General features: G+C 53.2%; 25 protein-coding genes and 2 tRNA genes. 17 read left to right on the top strand and 10 right to left on the bottom strand.

What is annotated here, in order from left to right; translation table 11 throughout:
- Nucleotides 1–8 precede the first annotated feature (8 nt).
- Nucleotides 9–1,220, top strand: a complete 1,212-nt coding sequence (locus AOP6_RS10685; protein WP_213194565.1) for a class I SAM-dependent rRNA methyltransferase — start codon at nt 9–11, stop codon at nt 1,218–1,220.
- Between the two features lie 6 nt (nt 1,221–1,226).
- Here the strand turns inward: AOP6_RS10685 and AOP6_RS10680 are convergent, their stop codons facing one another.
- The 3 genes from AOP6_RS10680 to AOP6_RS10670 all read right to left on the bottom strand — a co-directional run bounded on the left by AOP6_RS10680 (nt 1,227) and on the right by AOP6_RS10670 (nt 4,876).
- The gene (locus AOP6_RS10680) at nt 1,227–2,966 is read right to left on the bottom strand and encodes an alkaline phosphatase family protein (protein WP_213194564.1); all 1,740 of its coding nucleotides are present in this window, start codon (nt 2,964–2,966) and stop codon (nt 1,227–1,229) included.
- 136 nt (nt 2,967–3,102) lie between these two features.
- Complete coding sequence (locus tag AOP6_RS10675; RefSeq protein WP_155876719.1) at nt 3,103–3,615, bottom strand: peptidylprolyl isomerase; 513 nt, start codon at nt 3,613–3,615, stop codon at nt 3,103–3,105.
- A 199-nt stretch (nt 3,616–3,814) separates the two neighbouring features.
- Nucleotides 3,815–4,876 (bottom strand): hypothetical protein, encoded by a 1,062-nt coding sequence (locus AOP6_RS10670; protein ID WP_213194563.1) that lies wholly within the window; start codon nt 4,874–4,876, stop codon nt 3,815–3,817.
- Between the two features lie 387 nt (nt 4,877–5,263).
- On the opposite strand from AOP6_RS10670, the gene AOP6_RS10665 reads away from it, so the two are divergent.
- The 16 genes from AOP6_RS10665 to AOP6_RS10590 all read left to right on the top strand — a co-directional run bounded on the left by AOP6_RS10665 (nt 5,264) and on the right by AOP6_RS10590 (nt 18,774).
- Nucleotides 5,264–6,187, top strand: a complete 924-nt coding sequence (locus AOP6_RS10665) for a hypothetical protein (RefSeq protein ID WP_155876717.1) — start codon at nt 5,264–5,266, stop codon at nt 6,185–6,187.
- Nucleotides 6,184–6,672 carry a hypothetical protein gene (locus AOP6_RS10660; RefSeq protein WP_155876716.1) on the top strand — a complete coding sequence of 163 codons (489 nt, stop codon included), beginning with the start codon at nt 6,184–6,186 and terminating at the stop codon, nt 6,670–6,672. The genes AOP6_RS10665 and AOP6_RS10660 overlap by 4 nt, the downstream gene beginning before the upstream one ends.
- On the top strand, nt 6,673–6,873 hold the full coding sequence (locus tag AOP6_RS10655; protein WP_155876715.1) for a hypothetical protein: 201 nt from the start codon (nt 6,673–6,675) through the stop codon (nt 6,871–6,873).
- A complete protein-coding gene (locus tag AOP6_RS10650; protein ID WP_155876714.1) occupies nt 6,873–7,583 on the top strand; it encodes a hypothetical protein in 711 nt (236 codons plus the stop codon). The genes AOP6_RS10655 and AOP6_RS10650 overlap by 1 nt, the downstream gene beginning before the upstream one ends.
- A 360-nt stretch (nt 7,584–7,943) precedes the next feature.
- Nucleotides 7,944–8,300, top strand: a complete 357-nt coding sequence (locus tag AOP6_RS10645) for a hypothetical protein (protein WP_155876713.1) — start codon at nt 7,944–7,946, stop codon at nt 8,298–8,300.
- Between the two features lie 16 nt (nt 8,301–8,316).
- Nucleotides 8,317–10,482: a type IV secretion system DNA-binding domain-containing protein gene (locus tag AOP6_RS10640; protein WP_155876712.1), complete on the top strand. Its 2,166-nt coding sequence runs from the start codon at nt 8,317–8,319 to the stop codon at nt 10,480–10,482.
- Between the two features lie 2 nt (nt 10,483–10,484).
- Nucleotides 10,485–13,004, top strand: a complete 2,520-nt coding sequence (gene mobF, locus AOP6_RS10635; RefSeq protein WP_155876711.1) for a MobF family relaxase — start codon at nt 10,485–10,487, stop codon at nt 13,002–13,004.
- Nucleotides 13,005–13,356: 352 nt separating this feature from the next.
- Nucleotides 13,357–13,770 carry an LPD29 domain-containing protein gene (locus AOP6_RS10630; protein ID WP_155876710.1) on the top strand — a complete coding sequence of 138 codons (414 nt, stop codon included), beginning with the start codon at nt 13,357–13,359 and terminating at the stop codon, nt 13,768–13,770.
- 59 nt (nt 13,771–13,829) lie between these two features.
- Nucleotides 13,830–14,432: a hypothetical protein gene (locus tag AOP6_RS10625; RefSeq protein WP_155876709.1), complete on the top strand. Its 603-nt coding sequence runs from the start codon at nt 13,830–13,832 to the stop codon at nt 14,430–14,432.
- 88 nt (nt 14,433–14,520) lie between these two features.
- Nucleotides 14,521–14,727 (top strand): ribbon-helix-helix protein, CopG family, encoded by a 207-nt coding sequence (locus AOP6_RS10620; protein ID WP_155876708.1) that lies wholly within the window; start codon nt 14,521–14,523, stop codon nt 14,725–14,727.
- 3 nt (nt 14,728–14,730) lie between these two features.
- Nucleotides 14,731–15,072 carry a hypothetical protein gene (locus AOP6_RS10615; protein ID WP_155876707.1) on the top strand — a complete coding sequence of 114 codons (342 nt, stop codon included), beginning with the start codon at nt 14,731–14,733 and terminating at the stop codon, nt 15,070–15,072.
- 117 nt (nt 15,073–15,189) lie between these two features.
- Nucleotides 15,190–15,672, top strand: a complete 483-nt coding sequence (locus tag AOP6_RS10610) for a hypothetical protein (RefSeq protein WP_155876706.1) — start codon at nt 15,190–15,192, stop codon at nt 15,670–15,672.
- A gap of 2 nt (nt 15,673–15,674) precedes the next feature.
- Nucleotides 15,675–17,843 (top strand): DotA/TraY family protein, encoded by a 2,169-nt coding sequence (locus AOP6_RS10605; RefSeq protein ID WP_155876705.1) that lies wholly within the window; start codon nt 15,675–15,677, stop codon nt 17,841–17,843.
- An 18-nt stretch (nt 17,844–17,861) separates the two neighbouring features.
- Complete coding sequence (locus AOP6_RS10600) at nt 17,862–18,062, top strand: hypothetical protein (protein WP_155876704.1); 201 nt, start codon at nt 17,862–17,864, stop codon at nt 18,060–18,062.
- 3 nt (nt 18,063–18,065) lie between these two features.
- Entirely contained in the window at nt 18,066–18,281 is a 216-nt protein-coding gene (locus tag AOP6_RS10595; RefSeq protein WP_155876703.1) for a hypothetical protein, read from the top strand.
- A 289-nt stretch (nt 18,282–18,570) separates the two neighbouring features.
- Nucleotides 18,571–18,774, top strand: a complete 204-nt coding sequence (locus AOP6_RS10590) for a hypothetical protein (protein WP_155876702.1) — start codon at nt 18,571–18,573, stop codon at nt 18,772–18,774.
- A gap of 212 nt (nt 18,775–18,986) precedes the next feature.
- Here the strand turns inward: AOP6_RS10590 and AOP6_RS10585 are convergent, their stop codons facing one another.
- From AOP6_RS10585 to AOP6_RS10555, 7 genes are all read right to left on the bottom strand, one after another.
- Nucleotides 18,987–19,850, bottom strand: coding sequence for an NgoMIV family type II restriction endonuclease (locus tag AOP6_RS10585; protein WP_155876701.1), 864 nt, complete (start codon nt 19,848–19,850; stop codon nt 18,987–18,989).
- Nucleotides 19,850–20,803: a DNA cytosine methyltransferase gene (locus tag AOP6_RS10580; RefSeq protein ID WP_155876700.1), complete on the bottom strand. Its 954-nt coding sequence runs from the start codon at nt 20,801–20,803 to the stop codon at nt 19,850–19,852. Before AOP6_RS10580 ends, AOP6_RS10585 begins: the two co-directional genes overlap by 1 nt.
- Nucleotides 20,804–20,918: 115 nt before the next feature.
- Nucleotides 20,919–21,890: a site-specific integrase gene (locus tag AOP6_RS10575; protein ID WP_155876699.1), complete on the bottom strand. Its 972-nt coding sequence runs from the start codon at nt 21,888–21,890 to the stop codon at nt 20,919–20,921.
- A 116-nt stretch (nt 21,891–22,006) separates the two neighbouring features.
- Nucleotides 22,007–22,092 (bottom strand) — tRNA-Leu (locus AOP6_RS10570).
- Nucleotides 22,093–22,521: 429 nt separating this feature from the next.
- Nucleotides 22,522–22,597, bottom strand: a tRNA-Ala gene (locus AOP6_RS10565).
- 101 nt (nt 22,598–22,698) lie between these two features.
- Nucleotides 22,699–23,985 (bottom strand): NCS2 family permease, encoded by a 1,287-nt coding sequence (locus AOP6_RS10560; RefSeq protein ID WP_155876698.1) that lies wholly within the window; start codon nt 23,983–23,985, stop codon nt 22,699–22,701.
- Between the two features lie 117 nt (nt 23,986–24,102).
- A complete protein-coding gene (locus AOP6_RS10555; protein ID WP_155876697.1) occupies nt 24,103–24,993 on the bottom strand; it encodes a phosphoribosylaminoimidazolesuccinocarboxamide synthase in 891 nt (296 codons plus the stop codon).
- Nucleotide 24,994: the final 1 nt, after the last annotated feature.

Raw genomic sequence — 24,994 nt, 5'->3', positions numbered from 1 at the left:
GAGGCGATGTGGCAAAGGAAGCAGGGTTCATTGTTGGCCCCGAAACGGTGAGAATGGTCGAGTTAGGTCACCCCTGGATCATTGCAGACCGCTATACTAAGAAGTGGCCTTCAGGGCGTGCTGGTGACATTATCGCCCTGGTCGATGAAAAAGGGGGTTTTGTGGCGACGGCTATGCGTGATCCCGGGGATCGCATTGTCGCTCGCGTCCTTTCCAGGCATCCCATGAAACTCGATCGGGACTGGCTCGAACGGAGAGTCTTTCAGGCTGTGCGGCTGCGTGAGAGCCACGTCGACATGGAGGGGACCAATGCCTACCGCCTCATCAATGGCGAAGGTGATTTTTTGCCTGGACTCACCGTGGACCGGTATAAGGACCACCTCATGATTCAGTTATATTGCGGAGGCTGGAAGCCTTATCTGGGTCTGCTGTCTGAAGTCCTGCAAAAGATTTGTCATCCCCACGGAATTTATGAGAAACCTCGGCCCCAAGACACCCGCAATCTTGCCGCCAATCTGGAGAATAAAAAAATGAGTCGGCTCCTTTGGGGGGAGCCGGTCCAGGGTAAATTGGCTGTTCTGGAGAATGGCGTGAATTTTCTGGTCGATTTGGCGGAAGGGCTCAACACCGGACTTTTTCTCGATCAGCGCGAGAATCGGGCTGATCTTATGCGACGGGTCAAGGGGGCACGGGTTCTGAACCTTTTCGCCTATACGGGCGCTTTTTCCGTGGCTGCGGCGGCGGCCGGCGCCGCAAAAGTGACCAGTGTCGATGTGTCGGAGACTTACCTTGATTGGGCCAAGGAGAATTTCGGTATCAATCGACTCAATGCCAAGCGGCACGATTTTATCTCGGGCGACTGTTATGTCGTTCTGGAGGATCTCCGCCGCCAGGATTCCCATTACGATATCATCATCATGGACCCTCCCAGCTTTTCCACCACCAGCAAAAGCCGATTCACCACCCGCAAGGGTACTTCGGAGCTGGTCGCCCTGGCTTCGAGTCTTCTGGTGGATGGTGGTCTGCTTATCACCTCATCCAATCTGCAGAAGATGGATATGGCTGACTATCTCAAGGAACTAAGGCGCGGCGCCTTGCAGGGCGATTGCGAGCTCAGGGTGATCCGGTTGGCTGGGCAGTCTACAGACTTCCCCTATCCGGTCACCTTTCCGGAAGGGCGCTATCTCAAATACGTCATGAGCGTAAAGAATAAAGCATAGTGCGTTTTAGCCAACACCAGTGGGGGTTATGCGCGCCTGCGGGTTGGTGTCAGGCGCGGAGCCTTGCGCACGGTACGGCAGAAATACATCCCGATAAAGAAACTGGTAGCCTTCCAGGTTCTCCTTGGCCAGCACGGGATGTCCCTTGGGCAGAATGAGAAAGGGCTCCATCTGCTCCCCGCCCACCGAACCATGTCCGCCGACCTGATCATCAAAACAGGCGATTCTGTCGCCATCGTAGGCCCCGAACAGGATCAGGTCTCCGCAGTTCTCCTGGTGGGCAAAACGGCACAATTCCGGGAATATCTTTTCGGGGGCGCCGTAGGGCACCAGAAATGAGAGCTGTGATGGGTCGGGTACCGTATCGGGCCGCGCGCAGAGACGTCCCTGGCGGTGAAAGAAGCAGACCTGCCCGTCTTGGCCTCTGGCTATGGAAAACCCGATTCCCTTGTGCCGTGACAGAAACTGCAACAGCAGGGGCTGCTGGGCCTCCAGTTCGTGCCAATGCAGCCGTTGCGTCGATCCGGTCAGATAGAGGTGGGCCAGTGAGCTGGAGTAGGTGATGACGACGCCGCCCTCCGGGTCAACTTTCAGGGTTTCCGGAACCAGGGCATTGATGCGGCGCTGAAAAAACTTTTTACTGGCTCGGTAGACTTGATGACGCCAACCTTTCGGGCTATCCAGTTCTTCTTCAATATATCCCAGCTGCAGGTGCGTGAATTCCAGTGGCCCGCTGGAGACGGTGGCCTCCTGGTTTTCGCGCAAGAAGGCGCTTACTGCCTCTCCCAGGGTCGCCCCGAAACGATCCTGGAAAGGGTAGCCCGGGGTCTGGCCATGATCGGAAAGGATAATGAGTTCATAACGGCCACCGGGCGCATGGCGCAACATCCGCATGATTTCACCAATGCGCTTGTCCGTGTACTTCAGGTTTTTCAGCGCCTGGTGAGAGGCGGGACCGAAGTGGTGCGCCAGTTCGTCATAACCGCTGTAGGTTGTGTAGATATAGGGGACTCCGGCATAGATGTCGGCGATCACTCCGAATGTCTGCAGCTCGCGAAGAATCACGTTACAGATAATACGGATAAAGGGAAAGAGTCCTTCACTCACCTTCCAGGGCCTGGTTTTGGAGAAATGCCAGCGGTCGTAGATTTCCATGAAATACTCCAGGACCGAGGCAAACATCATGCGACAGACCCGCAGAGGATGAAGTGCCAGCAAGAGAAGGATGCGAGAGCCGCCAAACCGACCGAAAAGAGTTTGTGGGTGGGGGGAGGAGACGGTAAAGACACTACGGGCGGCACCGCCATCCAAGATGTTGGAGTAGGATGAGCCGCCTTCGAGCACGCCGGGACGACCGGCAAAGAGCTCCTCTCTAAATTTCTGCACATGATCGAGGTCATTGCAGCTGAAGAGCTGCCCGGATTTTTTATCGAACCATCGGAAAGCCGGAATACCTTCTTCAACGCCATAAAATATGGTGGCCTGGGCAGCGGGCGTGGTGCTGGGCAGGCCGGCCTGATACTGCTTAAGCCTGTAACCCCTCGTGAGATGTCGTTCTATATTGGGAAGGTACCCCTTCTCAAGGGCCTGTTTGAAATGGCTGGTGGAGAGGCCGTCCATCTGGATGCCGACAAAACCTGTCGAGAGTCCAGAGCGCCGCTTCTGCAAGCGCTCTTTTCGAAAGGGATAAAACTTGAAAAAATAGTAGATACGAAAAACCCTGTCCAGCAATGGCGTCCAGTACACGGCATCATCTCCTTGATGTCTGAACATCAAGTATAGCAGCCGCGAAGGAAAATCTCGAAGAAGTCAGGGCAATTGTGGTCCGGGACATAATAAAGGCCGGGGCGGATGCCCCGGCCTTGGCGGTGGTACTATCTCTTTATTCGACAATGCTGGCCTTGTTGATGACCACGGCTTCCTTGGGGACATCCTGGTGCATCCCTTTGTTGCCTGTGGCTACCTGTCGAATGGCATCGACGGTATCCATGCCATCAATGACTCTTCCGAAGACCGCATATCCGTATCCAGAGGGTGTCTCATTCTTGTGGTCCAGGAAGGCATTGTCCTTGACGTTGATAAAGAACTGGCCGGTGGCGCTGTCAACCACTTGTGTGCGCGCCATGGCAATCGTGCCCCGCAGGTTTTTCAGCCCGTTGTTTGCTTCATTGCGGATGGGGGCGCGGGTCTTTTTTTCTTTCATATCCGCAGTCATGCCACCCCCCTGGATCATGAAACCATCAATAACGCGGTGAAATATGGTACCGTCATAATACCCGCTGTTGACGTATTCAAGAAAATTGGCTGTCGAAGTGGGGGCGTTTTGGGCGTCGAGTTCCAAGGTGATTTCTCCCATGGAGGTTTCCAGCCGAACAGCAGGATTTTTTTCGCTCATAAAATGTGTCTCCTCTATTGTTGTGTCGATATTAAAAATGCAAAAGGCCAGGAGGAATACTCCCGGCCCTGGTTTGCTGTGGTGCCGAAGGCCGGAATCGAACCGGCACGGCCAGAAGCCATCGGTTTTTGAGACCAGAGAGCCGGGGTTATTAGTACGTTAAATTCAATAAAAACAAATAGTTATGTTTCTGGGTTTTTTAAAAATCTTCCTCCCGTTGTCCCAAAATTGTCCCATTTTTTCCCCTTGTGACCCCTGGGATTTGTGGCTCGAAAATGGCCCGCCAATCTTCTTCTTTTCTGGGGGCGTCGACAATCAGCTCTTCAAGGCCCAGGTGCTTTTTGTATTGGTCAAGGGTCAGGCTGCCGCAATCAAGTATTTCTAACTCAAATTTCCCTGAGATCAAAGCAATTTCGTCGAGGGAGATGTCTATTTCCTTGAGGGCGTTGAGAACTCGCTGGCGCTGCTTAAGGGATAGTGAATATTTAAAGGTCTGTTCCGTGGTGTTGAACTGGAACTTGGGGTCGAAAAACAATATTTTTTTCCTTCCTTCGAGTCGCGCCAAACATAGGCTGGCCGCAAGGGCCAGCAAGGGCGGCGCGGTGATCTCTCTGGCGATTTTCTGCAAAAAATTATGTAGGGTCACACTGGATCTGAATTCGTCTTTCCCGGGGATGAGTTCGCTATTTTTTAAAGCTAGGCTGATTTTTCCGAAGCTGATTTTTCCGAAGCCAAGGGGTCGCTGCGGCGCCCAGGCTTCCCATGCCGATTTGGGGATTTTCTTCCAAGCTTCTTTGGGGTTAGCACTTCCTCTGATCTGCTCCCACAGGGGTACATATCCCCCCGCGCCGGCCGCGACGTCTTCTTTAAATGTGCTGCCAAGGCAGGGCGTCCCTTCAGCCAGCATGGACCATGGGCCAACCCAGGGGCCGACGGAAAAGGCATCGCTGGTCTCTGACCAGAGGGATTCGACGGTGGCCTTTGTCACCCCCCTCTCTTTATTCTTCCAACGATCCCAGGCTTCGGGGGTCGGTCCGTAGCCGTCTTTCCTGCGCTGGTTCGCCGCCCGGCTCAATCTGTAGCTTGTCGGCTGGTCGCCTCCTTCAGAGAGCCAGGCGGCGGATGTCCAAACCCAGGTTCTTGTTTTCAAAAAATCTAGTTTTTTGGACGCTGTTTGTTCTCTCGTGCTGCCCTTCGGTCGGCCCGCCTTGGCGGGCAGAGCTTGATTTTGATTCCCCGTCTTGTCTTCCCTTGTTCTCATGCCCCAACCCCCCCCTTTTGTATATGTCAGGGCTTCTTTTTACCAATTAAATTGACATATGTCAAATTAATTCAAATACCCTCAAATTTGCTCTCTTTTTTTTCTGGATGCGGGGGGATATCCTGGGTTCAACAAGGCAGAAAAAAGGAGGTTTACAGATGGAGAAAGAGTTTAGTTTTTTGGACCTGGAAGATCGATTTCCGCCTATCATTCCCCGCGCCCAAATCCAAACCTATTTTCCGTGGTTGTCTCAAAAGAGGATGGCGAACTTGGATTGCCAGGGCGAAGGGCCAGCTTGTGTCAAAAACGGCAGAGCCATTCTCTACCCTACCCGCTCCCTGCTGCTGTGGCTGGACCAGAGAAATCAGCCAGAGGGGGAAGAAGGGGGTGAGGCAGAAGGCAGCCCGGCAAGGAAAGGGAAAATGGGAAGAAAGAGCAAGGCCCAGGAAGTCAGGGAAAGAAGGGGGTAAGGCGGTGTCGATCTACAAAATAGTAAAACCGACTGGCCAGTTCGAGCTGCTGCCCGTCAAAACTCTTCGCGACCCCCGGCTCCAGCTCGATGAGCTGGGCCTTCTCGTGCGGCTTATCAGCCGCCCCCCTGGGTGGGAATTTAGACCCAATCAAATAAAAAAAGAAACGGGGTGGGGGAAAGACAGACTGAAACGGGCAGTCGAGAGTCTGGAGCGGGCGGGCTACATTAAAAGGCGGCAAATCCGCCTACCGGGTGGGGGGTACGACTGGGTGTCTGAGATTTACGGCGAGTCGCAAGATGTTGATTTTTATGCAGAAAGGCGGCGTGTCAAGGAGAAGAAAAAGGAAGAAAAGCCCATGAGCGGGTTACCCGGAGATGGCGGGTCAACCGGCGCCGGTTCACCGGGTGACGGTTCACCGGGTGACGGTTCACCCCCCCATATATACAGCACAGACCAGAAACACCACAGACCAGAAACACCACAGACCACCACCACCACCAAGGAGGGAAATGAAAAGGAGGCAGGGGAGGGTGATGAGCAGTCGGGTGGTGGTGGTGATTTTTTTGATCGATCTTTCCCCACCCCCATCCAGGGCAGGGAGGAGGAAATCAAAGAATACCTCCGCCTGGGCTTGCTGTTCGGGTCTGCTGGTGGCCCTCCGTTCAGCCCGACAGGTTGGGCACGGAAGGCGAAAAACAGAATAATCGACCAAGGCGGGCTGTCTGAGGAAGACAGAGGGCAGATGGCTGGCTGGAAAAGAAAAGAGGAGCAGGGCGGAGAAGGCCCCCAGCCGTTCGAAACCTTCATGGAGTTGTACGAGAAAGGAGAGATCAGATGAAGAAAGAACACGCATTAGAAGCGGTCAAGACGATCGAAATGATGTTTGCTAGGGACTACCCCCGCGCTGCCAGGGAGCGGCTGGCTCAGGACCTGGAGAGAGAGGCCGCCGAAAACGTGCGCGACGCCCTCAAGGCGCTCGAGAGGACCTTCACGACCCAACCCGCGCCGATCGTTTTTCTGCGGATGGTGAGGGAGGCCGGGGCGGCCCGCGCCGATCGGCAGCAAGCCCAGCGGGTCCAGGAGCGATTTGCCCCCACCGACCCGGACAGCTACAAGGTATTCCAGGCCATGTCCCGATTGTTTTTTTCGGGCAAAGCAAGCCGGGCGCAAATCCTTGAGAAAATAAAGGAAGTTGACCAAATGAGGCCTGCCGCTGGCTGGGCGAGCTGCGGTGCCAGCCTGGCCGACTACTACCAACGCCGGGGCCTACCCCTGAGCTCTCCGCCCTCCGTGTCCATATCTCATCATGTAGGGGAGGCATAAATGACCAAAACTAATCAACAAAACCTCACAGAGCCAGTCCTTGACTGGCTCGAATCCATCAACACTATGGGCCTTAATCTGGACTACCAAAAACTCCGAACCATCCTCTGGTCAGCGCCGCTCGAAGCCCGTAAAACCCATGAATTTCATTACTTTACGGGTTTGGCCGATGGCCTTTTCATGGCCCAGGAGATCAAATAATGAAGAAATTTTTTCTGCTGCTTTTGCTGTTTTCTTCGCCTGCTTTCGCTGCCGATTCGACCAGCTATGCCCCTCCAGGGGTTGTGCAGAACACCACGATGGATCGGCACGGTACGGCGATCACGAACGCCAGTACCGTGCGTGCCACCGGAGACATGAGGACCCCGATCCTCTATGACAGCGACAATACGGGTTACTACGTCAACCCCAGCGGGGCATCCTCCTTGAGCGGCCTCTACGTAGAGGGAAATATAGTAGCTGGGCGGATGTATGACAAGCACAACACGTATTACGTTGCAGACCCGGCCAGCACCTCGCGCCTGAATTCAGTCCAGGCCAACAGCATGACGGCCGCCTCTATCACCCTGGGAGGAGAAACTAAGACCTCTTGGCCGACAGGTGGGGTGTTTTCAGGGGATAGCGGGAACGGGTATTACCGCTTCCCTGATGGGTTCACAATCATGTGGCTGACCGTGAGCGTCCCAGCAAACTCGTCAATCAATGCCTATTTCCCCCGGACAGTAAACTGGCTCTTGTCTTACTCGTTGGGCAGGGGGAAGGCTTACGCCGGGATCAGCATTATCGAGACGGACGTGGAAGTGATCGGCGTTAACTCCTCCTATATTACTTTGTGGAACTATAAGGTCGGGGATGGCGGAGGCACTTCCTGGACAGTCCCCATGAAGGTAACAATCCTGGGATTTACCTGACCCCAAAGGCGACATGGTTTTTCTTACACACCCGACTCACCCTTGGGTGTGCACAAAAGGCACCGCGACGCGCCAATTGACCAGCAAAAAAGCGGTGTGCACATGGGCAACATGGGGTGTGCACACAAGGCGCCCCAAAAATCAGGAAAAGCCAGATTTTACAGGATGTGCACATGGGCAACGCCAAAAAAAGGCCGGTGTGCACACCAAAACCCCTGTTTTGTAGTCGTTTGTGCACACTGTAAAAGGGTTTTCTAAAGCAATTTTAACGATGTGCACAAAAAGAAGAGAAATGAGGCCCGGACCCCCTAACAACAGTATGTGCACACGTGCACACCCACAAAAAGAAAGGATTGCCCGATGGAGACTGAAAAAAGCACAAGCAGAGGGATAAGGTTCCCCTATTCCCTGTGGGACGAGATCACAAAAACCGCCGAAAAGCAGAAAATGCAGCCTGCCGATTTTGTCCGGCAAGCCTGCCAAGACAAACTAAAAGGGGGGATCGAACCCCGCCTTGCCGGACTCGAAACCCGAACCGCTGACCGAATTTCTAACATCGAAACTTTGTTGATGGAAAAACTAGGAATTGTATTCGAAGCGATGAAAATCCTCGCGGAAGGTCAGGAAAAAATCGTGCGGCAAAATAACGCCCTCGTCCTTGAACGGGCCGGCAAGCAACCAGGACAGCAGGCCCAGCAGCGGCCGGCAAACCGTTAAGCGAGTAGGAGGCCCCATGGACAAGAAAAAGGTAATGAGGCAGCCCCGAGACCTGCAAGGAACGGCCCTTTGCACCCTGACCTTTGCGGGTCTGGGGCTGGCCCTTGGGGCTTGGGCGGCAGCCTGGGCCATCAGCTATCTGCCGATTTTCCAGGAAAACGGATGGCGGCCGCTCTCTATTTTCAAGTCATCCCTGGGGCTGGCCGGGGTCGATGTTTTTGGGTCTGCCAGAAACTTCAAAATCATTTATACCCGGTTCCCCATGCCTTACTGCTTTGCCCCCCAGGCCGCCGCATCGGTCGGCGCCCTGGGGGCTACCCTAGCGGGTTGGCTGGGCTGGTGGCTCGCAACCCCGCAGCCCGCCGTCGAACATCTTGCAGGGCGGCAGCTGGAGGAAGAAGAACCAGCCGTCGAAAAGCTCAAAAAAGAAATGAAAAAAGAGGTTGGAAAAGGGGGAGACGGCATTGAGATCTTCCCCGGGGTGCCGATCAGTCTGGATCGAGAGACGAAGCATGTATTTGCCATCGGCGGGAGCGGGGCGGGCAAAACCACCTTTATTTTTCCAATAACGAAAGCTGCTGCTGCTCGGGGAGACCGTCTCCTAATCTATGACAATAAAGGCGAATGGACTCAAAGATTCGGCGGCGTAATCCTGGCCCCCTGGGACAAGCGTTGCGCGGCGTGGAAGATCTCGGAAGACCTTGAAAACATCGCAGATGCACGGAATTTCGCCCAGGCGCTCATCAAAGACAGCTCGGACCCGATGTGGAGCAACGCGGCCCGGGCCATCCTCACGGCCGTCCTGGTGTTCCTAATAAAAGAAAGAGAAGAGTGGGACCTACAAGACGTTTTGAAGGAAATCGCCAGGGGCTATAAGCACCTGAGAGCCATTATTCAGAAATATACCCCGGAGGCGTCAGGACTGGTCGAAAGCGAAGAAATCACAAAGACATCACAATCATTTTTGGTGGTTCTCAGTTCCTACATGTCAACCGTGTCTGATTTAGCCGCTGCCTGGAATGGAAAACCTGCTATTTCAATCAGAAAGTGGCTGTTGACCGACAAAAAACACAAAAACCCAAAGCATAGAATCATAATTCTGCAGGGCAATGAAAGATATAAACAACTTGAACAAAGCTATATTCAAGCCATCATGGCTGTTATTGGAGCGACTGTATCAAGTCCGACAATGACCGAATCACGAACCAGAAGAATCTGGTTTGTCTTCGATGAAATTATACAAGTCGGGAAAGTCCCCACATTAACAAAAATGCTGGAAGTCGGGCGGTCAAAAGGCGTCAGAATGATAATTGGCAGTCAAAATATTTCGCAAATAAGAGAAGTTTACGGAGAGCACACCGCCGAGAACTGGACCTCAAATATTGGAACCTACTTCTTGGGCCGTGCGCTGGCAGTCGAAACTGCCGAATTCATGGCGAAGCTGTGCGGAAAGCAGAAGACCCGGAAATATGTTGCAAGCTACTCCGGCGGCGGGGTTGGCGGATCAACAGGCGACAGCCGACAAGACAGCTGGCAGGAGCAGGACGAGTACATTGTCAGGCCCGACGAGTTTTCCACCCTTGGAAATCGGGAAAAACAAAAGGCGGTCGAAGGGCTTTTGCTGACGGGTGGCCAAACCGTCTATAAATTGCTCTGGCCCTGGGTCGATGCAGAAATAGTTCGTTCTGAGGATGAGCCAGCAGCCTGGACAAAGCGCAGGAAAACCAAGCAGGTTCTTGATTTTCATCATGAGATGCAGCAGGAGGAAAAGAAACGGAGCGAAGGCGGGGAAGGTGGAAGTCCTGCACAAAATCAGGCCCAGGAGCAAAGCCAGGCCGAACCAGAAGCAAAACCAGCCCCGGCACCCAAACCGAAGCCCGAACCAAAACCAAAACCAGAACCCCAGCAGACCGCCCAGGTTGACCCCGAATTGCTACCACCCGTGGCGACGGAGGAAGCCAAGGAAAGCACGGTCGAGCAAGATGATGAAGAAGCCGACGCGCAGGAAGAGGCCGCCGGGGAAGTCATGGAAATTATGATGCCGGGACTGGAAGAGACCGACACGCTTTCCAAGCTTGCGGCGCTGGGTGCCGGGGTTTTGAGCGGCCCATCAGGGCCAAAATCGCCGGCAGCAGACACCGTGCCGACTATTGATGACGATCAGGAAGAAGAGGAGTTCTAGCCATGCTGAGTATCTCAAACATATCCAATCTTGAATATTACGCCGAGCTTGCCCAGGAAGATTACTACCAGACCGGCGGCGAACCGCCGGGGCAATGGCTTGGCGAAGGCTGCAAATCACTGAGTCTGGCCGGGCAAGTCAACACAGACCATTACCGCCGGTTGTTCTCTGGTTATGACCCCCGCCAGGGCGAAACCTCCCCGTTGGTCCAAAGTGCCGGGCGCGAAAATCACCGCCCGGGCTGGGACTTTTGTTTTTCTGCGCCAAAATCAGTATCGACGGTTTGGTCCCAGGCAGAACAGGAAACCCGGCAGAAGATCCAGACGGCCCAAGACCGGGCCGTGAAAGCTGCCCTTGACCACCTGGAAACCGTGGCCGTCACCCGCAGGGGAAAGGGTGGAGCCGAAGCGGAGCGCCCGGCAGGGCTGATTTGCGCGAGCTATGAGCACAGCACAAGCCGCGCTCAGGACCCCCAGTTGCACACGCATCTTCTCATCGCCAATCTTTGCCCCCGGCAAGACGGAACTTATGGGACATTGGAAACCCGAGGAATGTTTGAAAACAAAATGGCGGCAGGCGCGATCTATCGGGCCGAACTTGCCGCCGAACTGCAGAAAATGGGCTTCGCTGTCGAACGCGACGGCGATTCCTTCCGGATGGCCGGCAGTCCCAAAGACCTGGAAAAAGAGTTCTCAAAAAGGCGGGAGGCCATCGAGCAAGCCCTTGAAAACAGCGGGTTTAAAGGCGCGAAAGCGGCAGAAGTAGCCGCCCTAGACTCCCGGCAAGCAAAAGAAGGAAGGCCCCGCGCGGAGCTTTTCGAGGAATGGAGAGCCACGGGCCGGGAATTCGATTTTGACATGGAGGAGGTCAAGGCGGCGCAGCCGGCAGAACCGGCGGTCAGACCAACAAAAGAAGAGATCCTTTTGAAGCTGACCGAGAAGCAAAGCACTTTCAAAAAATCTGATTTAATGCGGGCTCTTGCCGTCGAAGCGCAAGGCGTCATGAACTCCCGGGAAATAAAATCCTTCGTCGAAGATCTCCAGAAATCGCCCGATCTAATACGGCTGATCGGCAAAGACGGACAAGAGCGTTTTACAACTGCAGAAATGCTCCGGATCGAAAAAACGATGGTGCAGAACGCAGAAGGCATGGCCGCCCGGGCAACACATATTGTCACCCCGGCAGCCCTGGAGGCCGCCAAGTCTTCCCGAACCTTGTCAGATCAGCAGACGGCGGCCCTGGAATCTATCACCAAGCCGAACCAAATCAGCGCTTTGGTCGGCATGGCCGGAGCGGGAAAAAGCTATCTCCTGGGCGCAGCGCGGGAAGCCTGGGAAAAGTCAGGTTTTGAAGTCCGAGGCGCAGCCCTGGCGGGTAAAGCCGCAGCTGGACTGGAAGAGGGAAGCAGCATCAAGAGCCAGACGATTCACAGCCTCCTTGCAGAAATCGAAGCCGGGGAGACCCGGCTTCACAGCAAGTCGGTTTTTGTCGTTGATGAGGCTGGCATGGTTGGCAGCCGCCAGACCTCAAAGCTTGTCGAACTTTGCCAGCAATCCGGCGCAAAGCTGGTCCTGGTGGGCGATGACAAGCAATTGCAGCCGGTGGACGCCGGCGGCGCGTTTAAAGCGATTTCTAGCAAAACCGGCTTTGCTGAACTGACTGAGATCCGAAGGCAACGCGAATCCTGGGCCATCGAAGCAACCCATAACTTCGCCGCAGGCCGAGCCGCCGAGGCCCTGCGTGAGTATTCCCAGCGGGGATGCCTGCATATAGGAGAAAACCGCGCCGAAACCATGAAAATCATGGTTTCGGACTGGCGGCAGGCGTGGGACAAAGCAAGACCTGCCGAGGCTTTAATGCTTGCTTCAACAAGGGTCGAGGTTGCCCAGCTCAATAGCCTTGCCCGGGAAACTTTAAAAAACGAAAAACGCCTGGGGCCTGGGGCCGAGATCCAGACGGAAAGCAGGGGAAAACTGGAATTTCAGGAAGGAGACCGAATCCTTTTTGAGAGGAACAGCAAACAGGTTGGTGTCAAAAACGGAACTCTGGGAACCTTGGAAAGGATGATCCCGGGTAAGGATGAGGGGTGGAGAATGACGGTTAAGCTGGATTCGGGGGAGCGCGTGCAATTCGATTCTGACAAATATAGCCATTTAAGCCATGGGTATGCGGTCACGACGCATAAAGCCCAGGGCGTGACCGTCGATCAAACCTTTGTCTTGGGCGGCGGCTCAATGACGAACCGTGAAATGAGCTACGTTCAAATGTCGAGGCACAGAGACAGCGCCCATTTATATGTTGATCGGTCAATCGTCGCTGAGGCTGAAAACCTGGAAAAACTGGAGAAGGCAATGGCGCGCTCACAGCAAAAGGAAACGAGCCTTGACTATGAAGCCGCACCGGAGCTGCCGGAACTGGAAACCCAGGAACCAGAGGTTGAAGAAATCCAGATCAAGGAGAACGAAAAAGAGCTTGAACTTGAATTGGAACTTTCGAGCGACTGGGAACCGGATTTTGATTGAAGGTTTCTGCTAGAAGTCCCGCGGCCTATGCACAACGCTTTGCGTTGCACACAGGCCGGTGGGCCTGCGCTCACGCGCCTGTCGCAAAGATTCGGGGCCGTTTGCTGTTGCAATTTCAAAGTCAAAAACAAGGTCAAAGTCAAAACCGGGTGGGGAAGGGGTTGGTGGCTGGCTGTCGGCAGTGCATTTCCTAGTGCAACCCTTGCTATTTCTGTTGGGTTTTTACCCCCTAAAACCAAACACGCAACTACCTGAAAAAAAAGAAGAAAAACGATTTTTTTTGCTTGAAAAATACCTTTGGCAGAGGTAATATATAGACAACTTAAACAGAACGGAAAAGGAGAACTGAAAAATGGCATACATCAGCACAGAGGAAGTCAAAGAAATCAGAAAAGCACTTAAAGAAAAGTTCGGAAAGGACTTTAAGTTTTCTGTTCAGCGTCACCACCATAGTTCTGTGAATGTCTCAATCATGGCCTCCCCTGTCGATTTTAGTGATTTGTTTAAGTCGGACTACGACAAGGAACATCAGCACGTACAGATTAACCACCACTGGACGGAAAACTTGGGCGAGCACGCCGAGCTTTTTGATCAGATTGTCGAAATCATCAGGACGGCCCCAGGCAAGGCGGTAGGGGGTCAAGAATGGTTCGACAAGTCGGACAGCATGACCGACTACTTCCACACTGCTTTTTATTTCAATATCAGCGTCGGGCAATGGGATAAGCCCTATCAACAGATCAGCGGCATAAAAAAAGCCGCTTAAAAAAGCACCGGAGGGGCGGCAGAGTTCGCCCCTCCAGAACAAAAAAGGAGAACTGAAAAATGGAATACATGGTCTGGAAAATCGAGGACGGCACTATCGACAACCCCTTGGACCTCCTGGACACGAGATACAGCGTGCAGTCCCGCAAACGCTGGGGCGCATTGGTCTGGAAAGATAAGAGTATCCAGGGCGGTTTAGACAGATCCTTTCTTGCAAAAAGAGACGGCGGCGGCATTCTGGTGGTCAAGGATGCTGTCAAAGCTGGGGATTATTTGGAAATGGGGACCAAGATCGTCGCTTATTCCAAGAGAGGAAACGACAAGGAAGTCGCCTTCTACAAGGTCATTAAAATGGACGACCATGAAATGACCGTACTGGAGGTTGATAAAGGCGACATCCCAGGCAAGGACGACCAGCTTCCGCCGACCGAAGATGAACAGCAGCAAGCTTTCAACGCGGTGGCGAATCGAGTTAATGAGCTTGAAAAAGAGCTGGAGGATTTCAAGGGGCATATAAAGTCGTTTAAAAATATTTTCAACCGGGCCACTCGGCGAACAAAAGAAGGGAAAATGACACTTGATTGCTGGGCGGAAGAACTGAACAACATGAAAAAGATTTTTGATCAAGTCCCTTTCTATCAAAGGACTGTCAAAGATGAATAAAAAAGTCCTCTGTCTCCCCCTGGATGCAGCTCTTTCCCTCTCCCTGACCGAATTATCGGTCAGGGAGAGCCGGCACATCGCAGATTTTTTGCGCGAAGGGCTGGGCCGGGGCCGACCGCAGATCTCGAAAAAGAAAGAGCGCGGGGAAATCATCAAGAAAATGGACATAAAGCTGACAGAAAAGCAGTTTAAAAAACTCGAAAGCCTGTCCCAGGAGGCCGGGATCAGCAAAAGCGAAGCCGCCCGTCAAATACTTCAAAAACAAATCGATAGATACAACAAAAAAGGAGAATAGATCATGCTTAGAACTTGCTTTCAAACAATGCCCCAACAGGACATTCAAGTAATTGTATCAAACAATAAGTTTCGGCGGCTGCAGTTCAAACTGATCAACACCGGGCTTGCTCTATGCGAAACCCAGGGCGCAATCGTAGATGCAGGATTTGAAGCCGATTCAGCAAAAGAAAAAGCACTCAGAAAGCAGCTTGGCAGGATCGAACGCAAATATAAAAGGCTGATAGACCTTGAAAACTATCATGCAAAACTTGGAAGCACAGATGCTGTTATTCGAATCAATGAAAAACACAGCGACTGCAACCAGTTTGGTCAATGCTGTGCAGCCCTGAAAGGAGACCAATAACATGAAAAGAAAACTTTTTTCCGACGAATTCAAAATAAAAGCAAGCGGCTGGATCTGGGGGTTCTTTTTCGGGGCCGGCTTCCTCAACCTGCTGCAGAACATCGGAGGGCGCTAACCATGGGATTTTTCAGAAGAGCAACAAAACCCCTGCGATGGTTCGCCCGGGGCCACGTCGAAGCCGTGAAAGCAGGCGTAAACCCTTATGAAAGGCGGTTTGCTCATGAAATCATCAGGAATTCGACAAGTCGAATCAAGCAACATCTGAAAGACCTCCACGCAAACCGCGATCCGAACGCCCCCGGAGCGCCAGACCTGAACAATTTTGATGAAGTCCTGGAGCACTGGGGGATCACGCGGGAGCAGTTGCCGAAGGTCATCCAGGTTATGAAAGTTCAGATCTTTATCTATTTCATTTTCGGGCTGGGTTCCTTCTATGGTTTGTATTTCGGTTACAAAACAAACGCGCTTTTCCCGATCATCAGCGCGGCGCTGATTCTTTTCATGTCAATCGTCGTGGTTGTCTGTCGTTACTGGCGTGTGCAGGTTCTTGAATGTGAACGGTTTTTCTTCTTCAAAGACTGGATTCTGGGGAGGGCCTAAAAATGTTTGAGGATATCCCAGCCGGGGACGTAAGCGGCTCAATGCTAAAAGCTCTCTTTGGCGAAAACTGGGAGAGTCTAACGCAGATCACGAGCGGCGGCGCAGCCGGCGAAGCGGCCACATTGATTCTTTCCCTGCTCTCAGCAATGTCCGTCGTTGCCCTGGCAATCGGAACGCTTGTCCTTTGCTATTCCATCTCGATTGGAATCATCGGCACGGCGCATGAGGGCAAGCCGATGGGCAAGCTCTCAACCCTCTGGACCCCCGTGCGCGGGGCAGTAGGCGTCGCCCTGCTGATCCCCTCCGCCAAGGGCTTGTCGATGCTGATGGTTGTAGTCTTAGCTTGTGTGGGGCATTCCGTCAGCTTCGCTAACTACCTGGCAAATAATGGTTATTCATACCTCCAGGACAACGGCGGGCAGGTCACGGTGTCCGCGCCGCCGTCCCTGCGGCAGAACGCCGAGGAAATAGCCGGTCAGGCGCTCCAGATCATGGCCGCCCAGCGCTACATGAATTACAAGCTGCAGCAGGAATTCAGCCAGATCGTCCGGGTATCGAACCCGACCCCAGAGCGGCCGGAGTACGTTCTTTTCTTCGAACCTCCGGCGGATTCTTCGGTAAAACTCGCAGAAATGGGCGCAATCATTATCCCCTGCACGTCCCACCAGGACCGCGTTTGCCAAGCCCGGGCGCAGGGAATGTTTGACATGTTGAGCGCCTTGCAGCCTGCCGCGCATACCTTGGCGGCGTCGGTCATGAGTGAAAAGGAACTTGAGGACAATGGTGTCCCGGCCCCCGGCACCCTGGACCCGGACACTATTCTAAGCGCGGTGGACAAATACACATCGCGGATTACCCCAGTCTTGGGCGAAATCATCAACCAAAACAACCCCCGGTTTCAAGAGGGCCTAGACAGCTTTATCGAGCAGGCCCAGAAAGACGGCTGGTTGATGCTGGGGTCCTATTACTGGACTCTCAGCCGGTTTTCAGGCTACAGCCACGACCTTTCAAGCGGGATGCCGCTAATGAGGCCCGCAAATCAAGCCCGGCTGGCGTCCTTCTCCAGCAATGACCCCGCATTTGATGCGCTCTGGTGGTCTGCAGAAGCGAAAGCCAGGGAAGCCCGGCAGGCCCGGTACAATGCCGCACAACAGGGCGTTGATGAGGATTCCGTGATAGTTAGGGCAACCCGGTTTATTACAGATGCAATCGGCCTGGACGGCCAGGGACCTGTCTACTATGTGGCGCGGAAACTGTCTGAAAATGACCCGATTACCGCGCTGGCGGATTGGGGCCATATGCTCATCGGCGGGATGCAGACCGCTTGGGTTGCAGCGATTGGCCTGCAAGCTCTCACAGCCGCCGGCGATGCCGCCGCGTCAAACCCTGTCGTGGATCTTATAACTCTCGGTGGGGCGTCGGCTGCAACCTCCGGCTTGCAAGTCGTTGTTGACCGCGCTGTTCAACTTGTCGGCGCCGTGGCTGTCACTCTCCTGGGCGTCGGGCTGTTCTGTGCTTTCTACCTACCCTTGCTGCCCTTTGTGCTCTGGATCGGCAGCGTTATTAGCTGGCTGATCCTTGTGGTTGAAACCCTCTTTGCCGCCCCTCTTTGGGCCGTCGCACACATGCTGCCCGAGGGGGATGGCATGGCCGGTCAGCACGGCAGACAGGGCTATTTGCTGCTGTTCGGGGTATTGGCAAGGCCGCCCCTAATGGTTGCCGGCCTGTTCTCTGCGATGGTGATCTTTGCGGTTGTCGGGAATTTTATCGGCGAGTCATTCCTTGTTTATTACAACTCCGTCCAGGCGGGCCGGGTGACGGGGGTTCTGACCTGGATCGCGCAAAGCGTCATTCTCTGTGCAATTTTCGTTGTTTTTGCCCATAAAATCTTCGGGTTGGTCACATATCTTCCGGAAAAAGTGATCCGCTGGATCGGTCAACTTGAACAAAATCTAGGTGAGGTGCAGGACGAAGGACGGCTTCGCGGTATTGCCGTTGCGGCAACAAAACCGATGAGCGGCGGGGCGGGTGCAGCAGCCAAAAGAGCCATGTCGGGCGGCAGCGAAGGCGGGGAACCCGGCGCCGGAGCGGACCGAAAAGCCCGAGGCCGGGCAGGCGAGGAAGATTCAAAGGTCAGCAAGACAGACCGCGAACTTTCGACAGCCAGTTGATAGCAGTTTGATAGCAGTTTGGCAGCAGTTTGGCAGCAGTTTGGCAGCAGTTTGGCAGCAGTTTGGCAGCAGTTTGGCAGCAAATTGGCAGCAGTTTGGCAGCAGTTTGGCAGCAGTTTGGCAGCAGTTTGGCAGCAGTTTGGCAGCAGTTTGGCAGCAGTTTGGCAGCAAAAAGGCCCGCCAATCAACCAGCAACATATTGAAATGAAAGGAAATTGAGCAATGGAACAGACGGAAAAAGAAACGGCAATCACTTGTGGAAGACGAATCGGGGAAATGCTGGCGACCGGCAACCCCGAAAAGGCCCGGCAGTGGCAGGACACGCTACTAAGGGCCAAGGCCGCGCGGGAGGAAGACGGCGGCCCGCAGGACTACGACTACTGGGAAAGGGAAGGGTGTTTGGCAGGCATCGACTCAGTTCTGAATGCCACCGGCTAGCAAGGGCAGGTGGAGGGCGGAAAAGGGGGGCCGTAGAAATGCGGTCCCTCTTTTTTTATGGCAAAATTGAGTCAATTCCCTATAATTACAAACTGTTATGAAAAAATACCCTGAAATCGAACCGGGCAAGATTGCACTATATATAGTGCCAAAGGATTTATTAGTAAACCACTGTAGAACCAAATTGCACTATAAATGGTGCCAAATAATTTACTAGCAATACACTAGACTTTGCACTATAAAAAGGGCAATTCCACCACCACCACCGAAAAAGGAGGTCAATTGAAGAATGGAGCAGAAGGAGAACTACCGGAGAGGCTTTGAGATCGGCAGAAACCTTGCCCTGAAAAACCCGAAAGCGGCCAGAGAGCACCAGGACGGCCTAAAAAGGGCCATAGAGGCCGCCGGACACAGCGACGCCCGGGACTGGGTTTACGAGAACTCGCGGGCGCTACTCGATGGGATAGAGTCAATCTTGAAAGACGTGGACTAGTCACAGTAGGAGCAACTAGACTAGTCCACCCAAAACCACCCCGACTAGTCAACCACAAAGCAACTGGACTAGACAGACAAAACCTTGCCCGACTAGTCAACCCCTGCTGTGCTGGACTGGTCAGACAGAAAAGAAAAGGGGCCTGCATTTCTGCAAGCCCCTTTTCTTTTCTTTTCTGTTCTGGTTCGGGTGATGCTCCCCACAGTAAAGTCTCAAACAGCAAGGTCAAGAGGAAGATCGGAAATATCTTTTAACCGGTCCCCGCTCACCATGACTGCCAGCATGTCGGCGGCGTCCTCCATGCCGAGAGATTTAACCGTTTCCTGTAATTCATAAAGCGCGAAATGATAAACGCAGTCTATATCTCCAGTGCCCAAGGCAATGGAAGCAAGACGACTAGGTGTTGGTTCCGCTGTTACGACTACTATATGAGGAAGTCTGCCTTTTCTGTTCCTGACCAGGTTGAGGGCTTCTGATCTGGCGTTTTGTGCACGGTCACTCCTAATGGTCCATTTGCAAGAGATGCTTGCATGGAGGAGCGGAAGGCCGCCGTTTATTTTCCGAAGACTTGCAAGAGTTGTAACGTCGTTGTCTACAAGAAGACTGGGGACGTTTATGCGTTCATCCTCCTCTGTACCACGGACGACAACGATGTCTGGCGTAATTGTGTAATCACTTCCCAGTGCCGCTGCAAGTTCTGAATCGTTTTTTGCTGCGCGATCAAGGGCGACGAGATGTGAATACTGCTCGTACTTGGCAATTTCAAGCCGGTTTCGTCCGGTTACTTGATGAACGTCCCATGCGCCGGGCCGGAGATGGCCAAGCTTTAAAAAGGTTCTTTGTACAAAATCGGCACAAAGGCTTTCAAAATGGTTTCCCGAAGTCTGCCCCGGCATTCGATCTCCTGTTGTTTCTGCTTTTAGGAGATCGGCAATACCCCTGGCAATTCTAATACTTGCTGTGTTACTTCCGTCTGCATTGCTGGGGACGCCCTTTGCGTTGATTGTAAGCAAATTAGTCAAAAGTGAAGCGTGGAAAGCTTTTCTGGCCGCCGCAAATTGGGATAGTGAAGTCATTAGGCTACCTTGAAAATGCGATTGGTTGAAAGGGCTGCAAAAATCTGCCCCGCAACCGCTTTAGCAACCGGGGGAGGGAATGCGTTGCCAATCTGGCGGTATGTGGCTGTTTTTCTGCCATAAAAAAGCCAGGTGTCTGGGAAGCCTTGGATTCTTGCCGTCATCCGGGGAGTCAGTCGAGGCATTCCGACGAAGTCTTTAGGTGGAGCCTCATCCCAAAGCCCCATGCCATCAACGCCAAGACTTGCCCAGGCACGCTTAGCACGCGTTGGGCCAAGATCTGGGCCTCCATGCTTTTTGGAACCACCGACAAGCGTGGGGGCAATACTGCTAGCCTGCTCCCGCCAGCGATCAGCGCCTTTCCATCCGTTTTCTTTCATGAGGTCATGAAGAAGCTCCCCGACTGTCAAGGGGGGGGCGTCAGGTCCTTTGGGCCAGGTGAATTTTTCCGAGAAATCTTTTCGGATTCCTACAAATACAACGCGAGGCCGCAACTGAGAAACTCCAAAATCAGAAGCATTCAGAAGTTTCCAGCCTGGAACATATCCTAGTTTTTTAAGCTGTTTTTCAACCTTATTCCGGTAGTCATCAAATACTGCATCCAGAAGCCCTCTGACATTTTCGAGCATCACAGCTTTGGGCCTGCACTCGTCTACAAGACGGATCGCTTCCGGGAACAGGTCGCGTTCATCTTCTGCCCCAAGCTGCTTGCCTGCTTTTGAGAAGGGAGGACACGGAACCCCTCCCGCTAACAGGTCAATACCTTTGTAAGGGGTACCGTCAAAAGCCCTCAAGTCGCCTTCAATGACATTCCAGGATGGTCTGTTTAAACGAAGAGTAGCGCAGGCGGGGGGTTCTATTTCCACTAGTGCCGCATGTCCGAAGCCTGCCAATTCCAAGCCGAGAGCTTGGCCACCAGCACCCGCACAGATTTCTAAAGATGTAAACTGCATAAAATAACGCCCCTGTGTTTTGCACTGTATACAGTACACTGCATAAAAAAATAAAGCTTCAAGCTTCTTTTACCTTGCCGGGAGGATCTGGGTCAAGGAAAGAAAGGGCTGTTTTTTACCCCAGCTTGACGGCCAAATCCTCTGCGCGGAGGTGGGTATACCTTTGCAGCATCTGCAATGTTTTATGCCCAGTAATGCTTGCCACTTCCATCGGATTCAACCCTTTTTCAAAAAGGCGGCTGGTGGCCTCGTGGCGCAGATCATGAAACCGGAGATCTTCCAGCTTTAGGTTTTTGACCAGTGCAGCAAAAGCCTTGCTGGATGTGTTCGAAGAATAGCCGAAAACTTTCCCGTCCAGGCGGCGGGGGATAGCCTTTAATTCAAGAATTGCCCTTGAAGAAAGAGGAACCGTTCGTGCGGATCCGTTTTTTGTCTCCGTGAGGTGAGCAATCTTCCGGGTGAGATCCACGTTGTTCCAGTTTAATTCAGTAAGTTCACCTAGACGCATAGCGGTCTCAAGAGCCAGGACAATAATCGGGCGAAGTTTAACGGGGGCAGATTTGAGCAACTGTTCTTCCTCGCCAGGCAGCAGTCTTCTTTCCCTGCCTGCCGGCTGTTTCGGCTTGCGGATATCGCTTACAGGGTTTCTCAGCCCTTCTAAGCCCCATTCTTTTCTGGCAACAGTGAACAGGTGAGATAAAAGAATCAGCTCATTATTAACCGTGATAGGACTTCGCTCTAGAAGTCTTTCGTCCCGATATTTGGCAATATCAGAACCTTTAATGGTGGCAAGAAAGCGGGGCGCGAGAGAGGTTTTTGAAAGAATGTTTATTCTGCTGTTCTCCTGCTTTCCGCCTTTTTTGCCCGGGGTGATCTCTCTGCGGTATCGGTCCAGGGCGTCGGCAAGGGTAGTGCGCTCTGCTTCGGCTTGAGAAACGAATATTCCCCGGTCCATTTCGCTTTCAATAAGCCGCGCCCATTTTTTGGCGTCATCTTCGGTCTCGAATGTTTTTGACTGGAGAGGATATCCCCGACGGCGGATTTTAACTTGCCATTGATAGGGACCTCTTTTGCGGATTGAAGCCATTTGAGCCTCCATTTTGTTGACCCCAAACTAGGGCCATTGTCCCAAAAATGTCCCAAAAACACAAGGACCAAAAAGAAAGGGGCTACGCATTGAAGCGTAACCCCTTGTTTTTGCTGTGGTGCCGAAGGCCGGAATCGAACCGGCACGGCCAGAAGCCATCGGTTTTTGAGACCGACGTGTCTACCAATTCCACCACTTCGGCAAAGCGGAGTGAATTATAGGAATATATGCGGCGACGGTCAAGGGAATTGAGCGTTTAGGCGAAAAAAACAGGAAGGTCGCTGGCCGTCAGCAAAGGGGAAGTGCTACTGGTGACATCAGGAAATTCCTGATATCCATCTTTTGATTTTTTTGGTAAGGTTGCCCATGCATTGCTTGCGAACAAAGCCCCGCGAGCAAAAGGGCCCCGCATGGTGTGGGGCCCTTCTTTTTCACCTGTACTGAAGAATCCCGAATAATCTAAAAAAAGTCCCCCGGTGAGTGAACACCGGGGGCATAACAGGTACAACCATTCTGTGTCTTTCGAGGTGTATAATAAAAGATTAGAAAATTATTAGTCAATGCTTTTCTAGCCTATCCGGCTCTTAGATACAAAAAAGGCCTGCGAAGTGAATCGCAGGCCTTTTCTATTTGGTGGAGCTAAGCGGGATCGAACCGCTGACCTCTTGAATGCCATTCAAGCGCTCTCCCAGCTGAGCTATAGCCCCTTGTTGACGGAGCACTTTATATCAAAACGGATCGATGACTGTCAACAGGTTTTTTAATATATTTTCTGTGGGTCCTCTTTGCTTTGAGATTCAGCTGGCGCTTATAGGGTCAGGCTGACCAGGGAAAAGACAGCGGCTCCTATCAGGAAGGGGTCACACTGGCGAATCTTGCCAAGGCAAAGCTTGATGAGAACATAAGACATGAGACCGAAGGCAAGCCCGGTGGCGATGGAGTAGGTTAGTGGCATCAGAATGAATGTCAGAAAGGCCGGAGCTCCTTCTTCAAATTGATAAAAATCAACCTGACCGATGCCGCGCATCATGAATATTCCCACCAGGATCAAGGCAGGCGCCGTGGCGTAAGCAGGTACGGAGGCGATGACCGGCGTAAAAAAAAGGGCCAGGAGAAAAAGGAGTGCGGTGACGACGCTGGTAAGGCCGGTGCGACCGCCGTCGGAAACTCCGCTGGCCGATTCAACATAGGTCGTGGTTGTGCTTGTTCCCAGCAGAGCACCGCCTATGGTCGCCATGGCGTCTGCTGTAAGCATTTTTGGCAGTCCAGGAATGTTCCCGTCCTTGTCAGCCATGCCAGCCTCGCGGCAGACTGCCAGCATGGTTCCCAGGCTGTCAAAAAGGTCGACAAACATGAAAGAAAAAATACTGGCCCACATGGAAATTTTAAGAGCAGCCAGTATGTCCAGCTGAAAGGCGAGGGGAGCCGGAGAGGGGGGGATGGCGATCAAGGCGCTGGGCAGCGGGGATATTTTCAGAATCATGCCGATTGCCGTCGTAATAAGAATCGCCAGCAGGATGGAGCCGCGAACGCGGCGGACTTCCAGGATGATAGCCAGCAAAAGACCGATGAGTCCAAGGATAGCCATGGGAGTGAAGGTGCCCAGTTGAACGAGGACCGCCTCGCTTTTAACAATCAGCCCGAGATTCTGCATGCCGATGAAGGCAATAAACAGTCCGATGCCAACCGATGTGGCCAAGCGTAGAGACAGGGGAATGGCATGTACGATGCGCTCCCGCACACCCAACCAGGTGAGAATGAGAAAGAAGACGCCGGATAGGAAGACCACACCGAGGGCTGTTTGCCAGGGAACGCCTTGTCCAAGGACCAGGGCGTAGGTGAAGAAAGCGTTGAGTCCCATTCCTGGGGCCATCATGAGAGGGGCATTGGCCCACAGAGCCACTAGCAGAGTGGCCAGCGCTGCTGCCAGGCAGGTTACGGTGGTCAGCGCCCCTTTATCCATGCCAGCCTGCGCCAGCATGGAGGGGTGAACGAAGATGATGTAGGCCCCCGTGAGAAAGGTGGTGGCGCCGGCAGTGATTTCCGTGCGCACATTGGTGCCGTGCTGATGCAGGTGAAACAGCTTCTCGAGCATGGAGTGCCTCCGAAAAGAGTGATAGGGCCGGTATCGCCTGGACAAAACCGCCATTAAAGGGTGGAACGAAAAAGCCGGAGAAGAACTCCGGCTTTTGAGGATTGTGTGCTTGTCGCTTTACAGGGAGATCCCCGTCAGCCGGGTGAGAGCTTCCATGTATTTCTCGCCTGTTTTGTGGACGATCTCTTCGGGAAGGCTGGGGGCGGGGGCTTTTTTGCCCCAGTCGAGAGTTTCCAGGTAGTCCCTCAGGAATTGCTTGTCGAAGCTCGGTTGCGCACCACCAGGCTGGTACAGGTCCTTAGGCCAGAAACGGGAGGAGTCGGGCGAGAGGGCTTCGTCAATCCAGATCAATTCTCCCTCATAAAGACCGAATTCGAATTTTGTATCAGCAATGATAATGCCTTTACCGTCCGCAATGTCGCGTGCTCTTTCGTAGATTGCCAGGGTAGCTTGGCGGGCTGCCTCTGCCATCTCAAGACCGCAAAGCTCTACGACCTTGTCAAAGGCAATGTTTTCATCGTGTTCGCCGAGTTCAGCCTTGGTGGAGGGCGTGAAGATGGGAGTAGGCAGTTTCTGGCTTTCTACCATTCCTGCCGGCAGGGGGATGCCGCAGATACTCCCCTGCTTCTGGTATTCCTTCCAGCCGGAACCCGAAATGTAGCCGCGCACAATGCATTCGACGGGCAGGGGCTTGGCCTTTTTGACCAGCATGCTGCGCCCTTCGAGCTGGTCGCGATATTTGTGGGTTTCCGTTGGGAAATCATCCATGTCGGTGGCAATGACATGATTGGGAATGATGTCCTGCATCTGGTCGAACCAGAACTTGGAAATCTGGGTCAGTACAAATCCCTTGTTGGGGATGCCTTCGTTCATGATGACATCGAAGGCGGAGATACGGTCGCTGGTGACAATCAGCAGATGTTCACCAAGGTCGAAGATATCACGGACCTTGCCTCGATTTACCAGTTTGAGATCGGGGCAATTGGCTTGCATTAAGACCGGCGTCATG

This window comes from Desulfuromonas sp. AOP6 (assembly GCF_009731355.2).
Lineage (GTDB): Bacteria > Desulfobacterota > Desulfuromonadia > Desulfuromonadales > SZUA-540 > SZUA-540.
The sequence above is the reverse complement of the archived record's forward strand: the minus strand, read 5'-3'. Positions and strand labels throughout refer to the sequence as shown.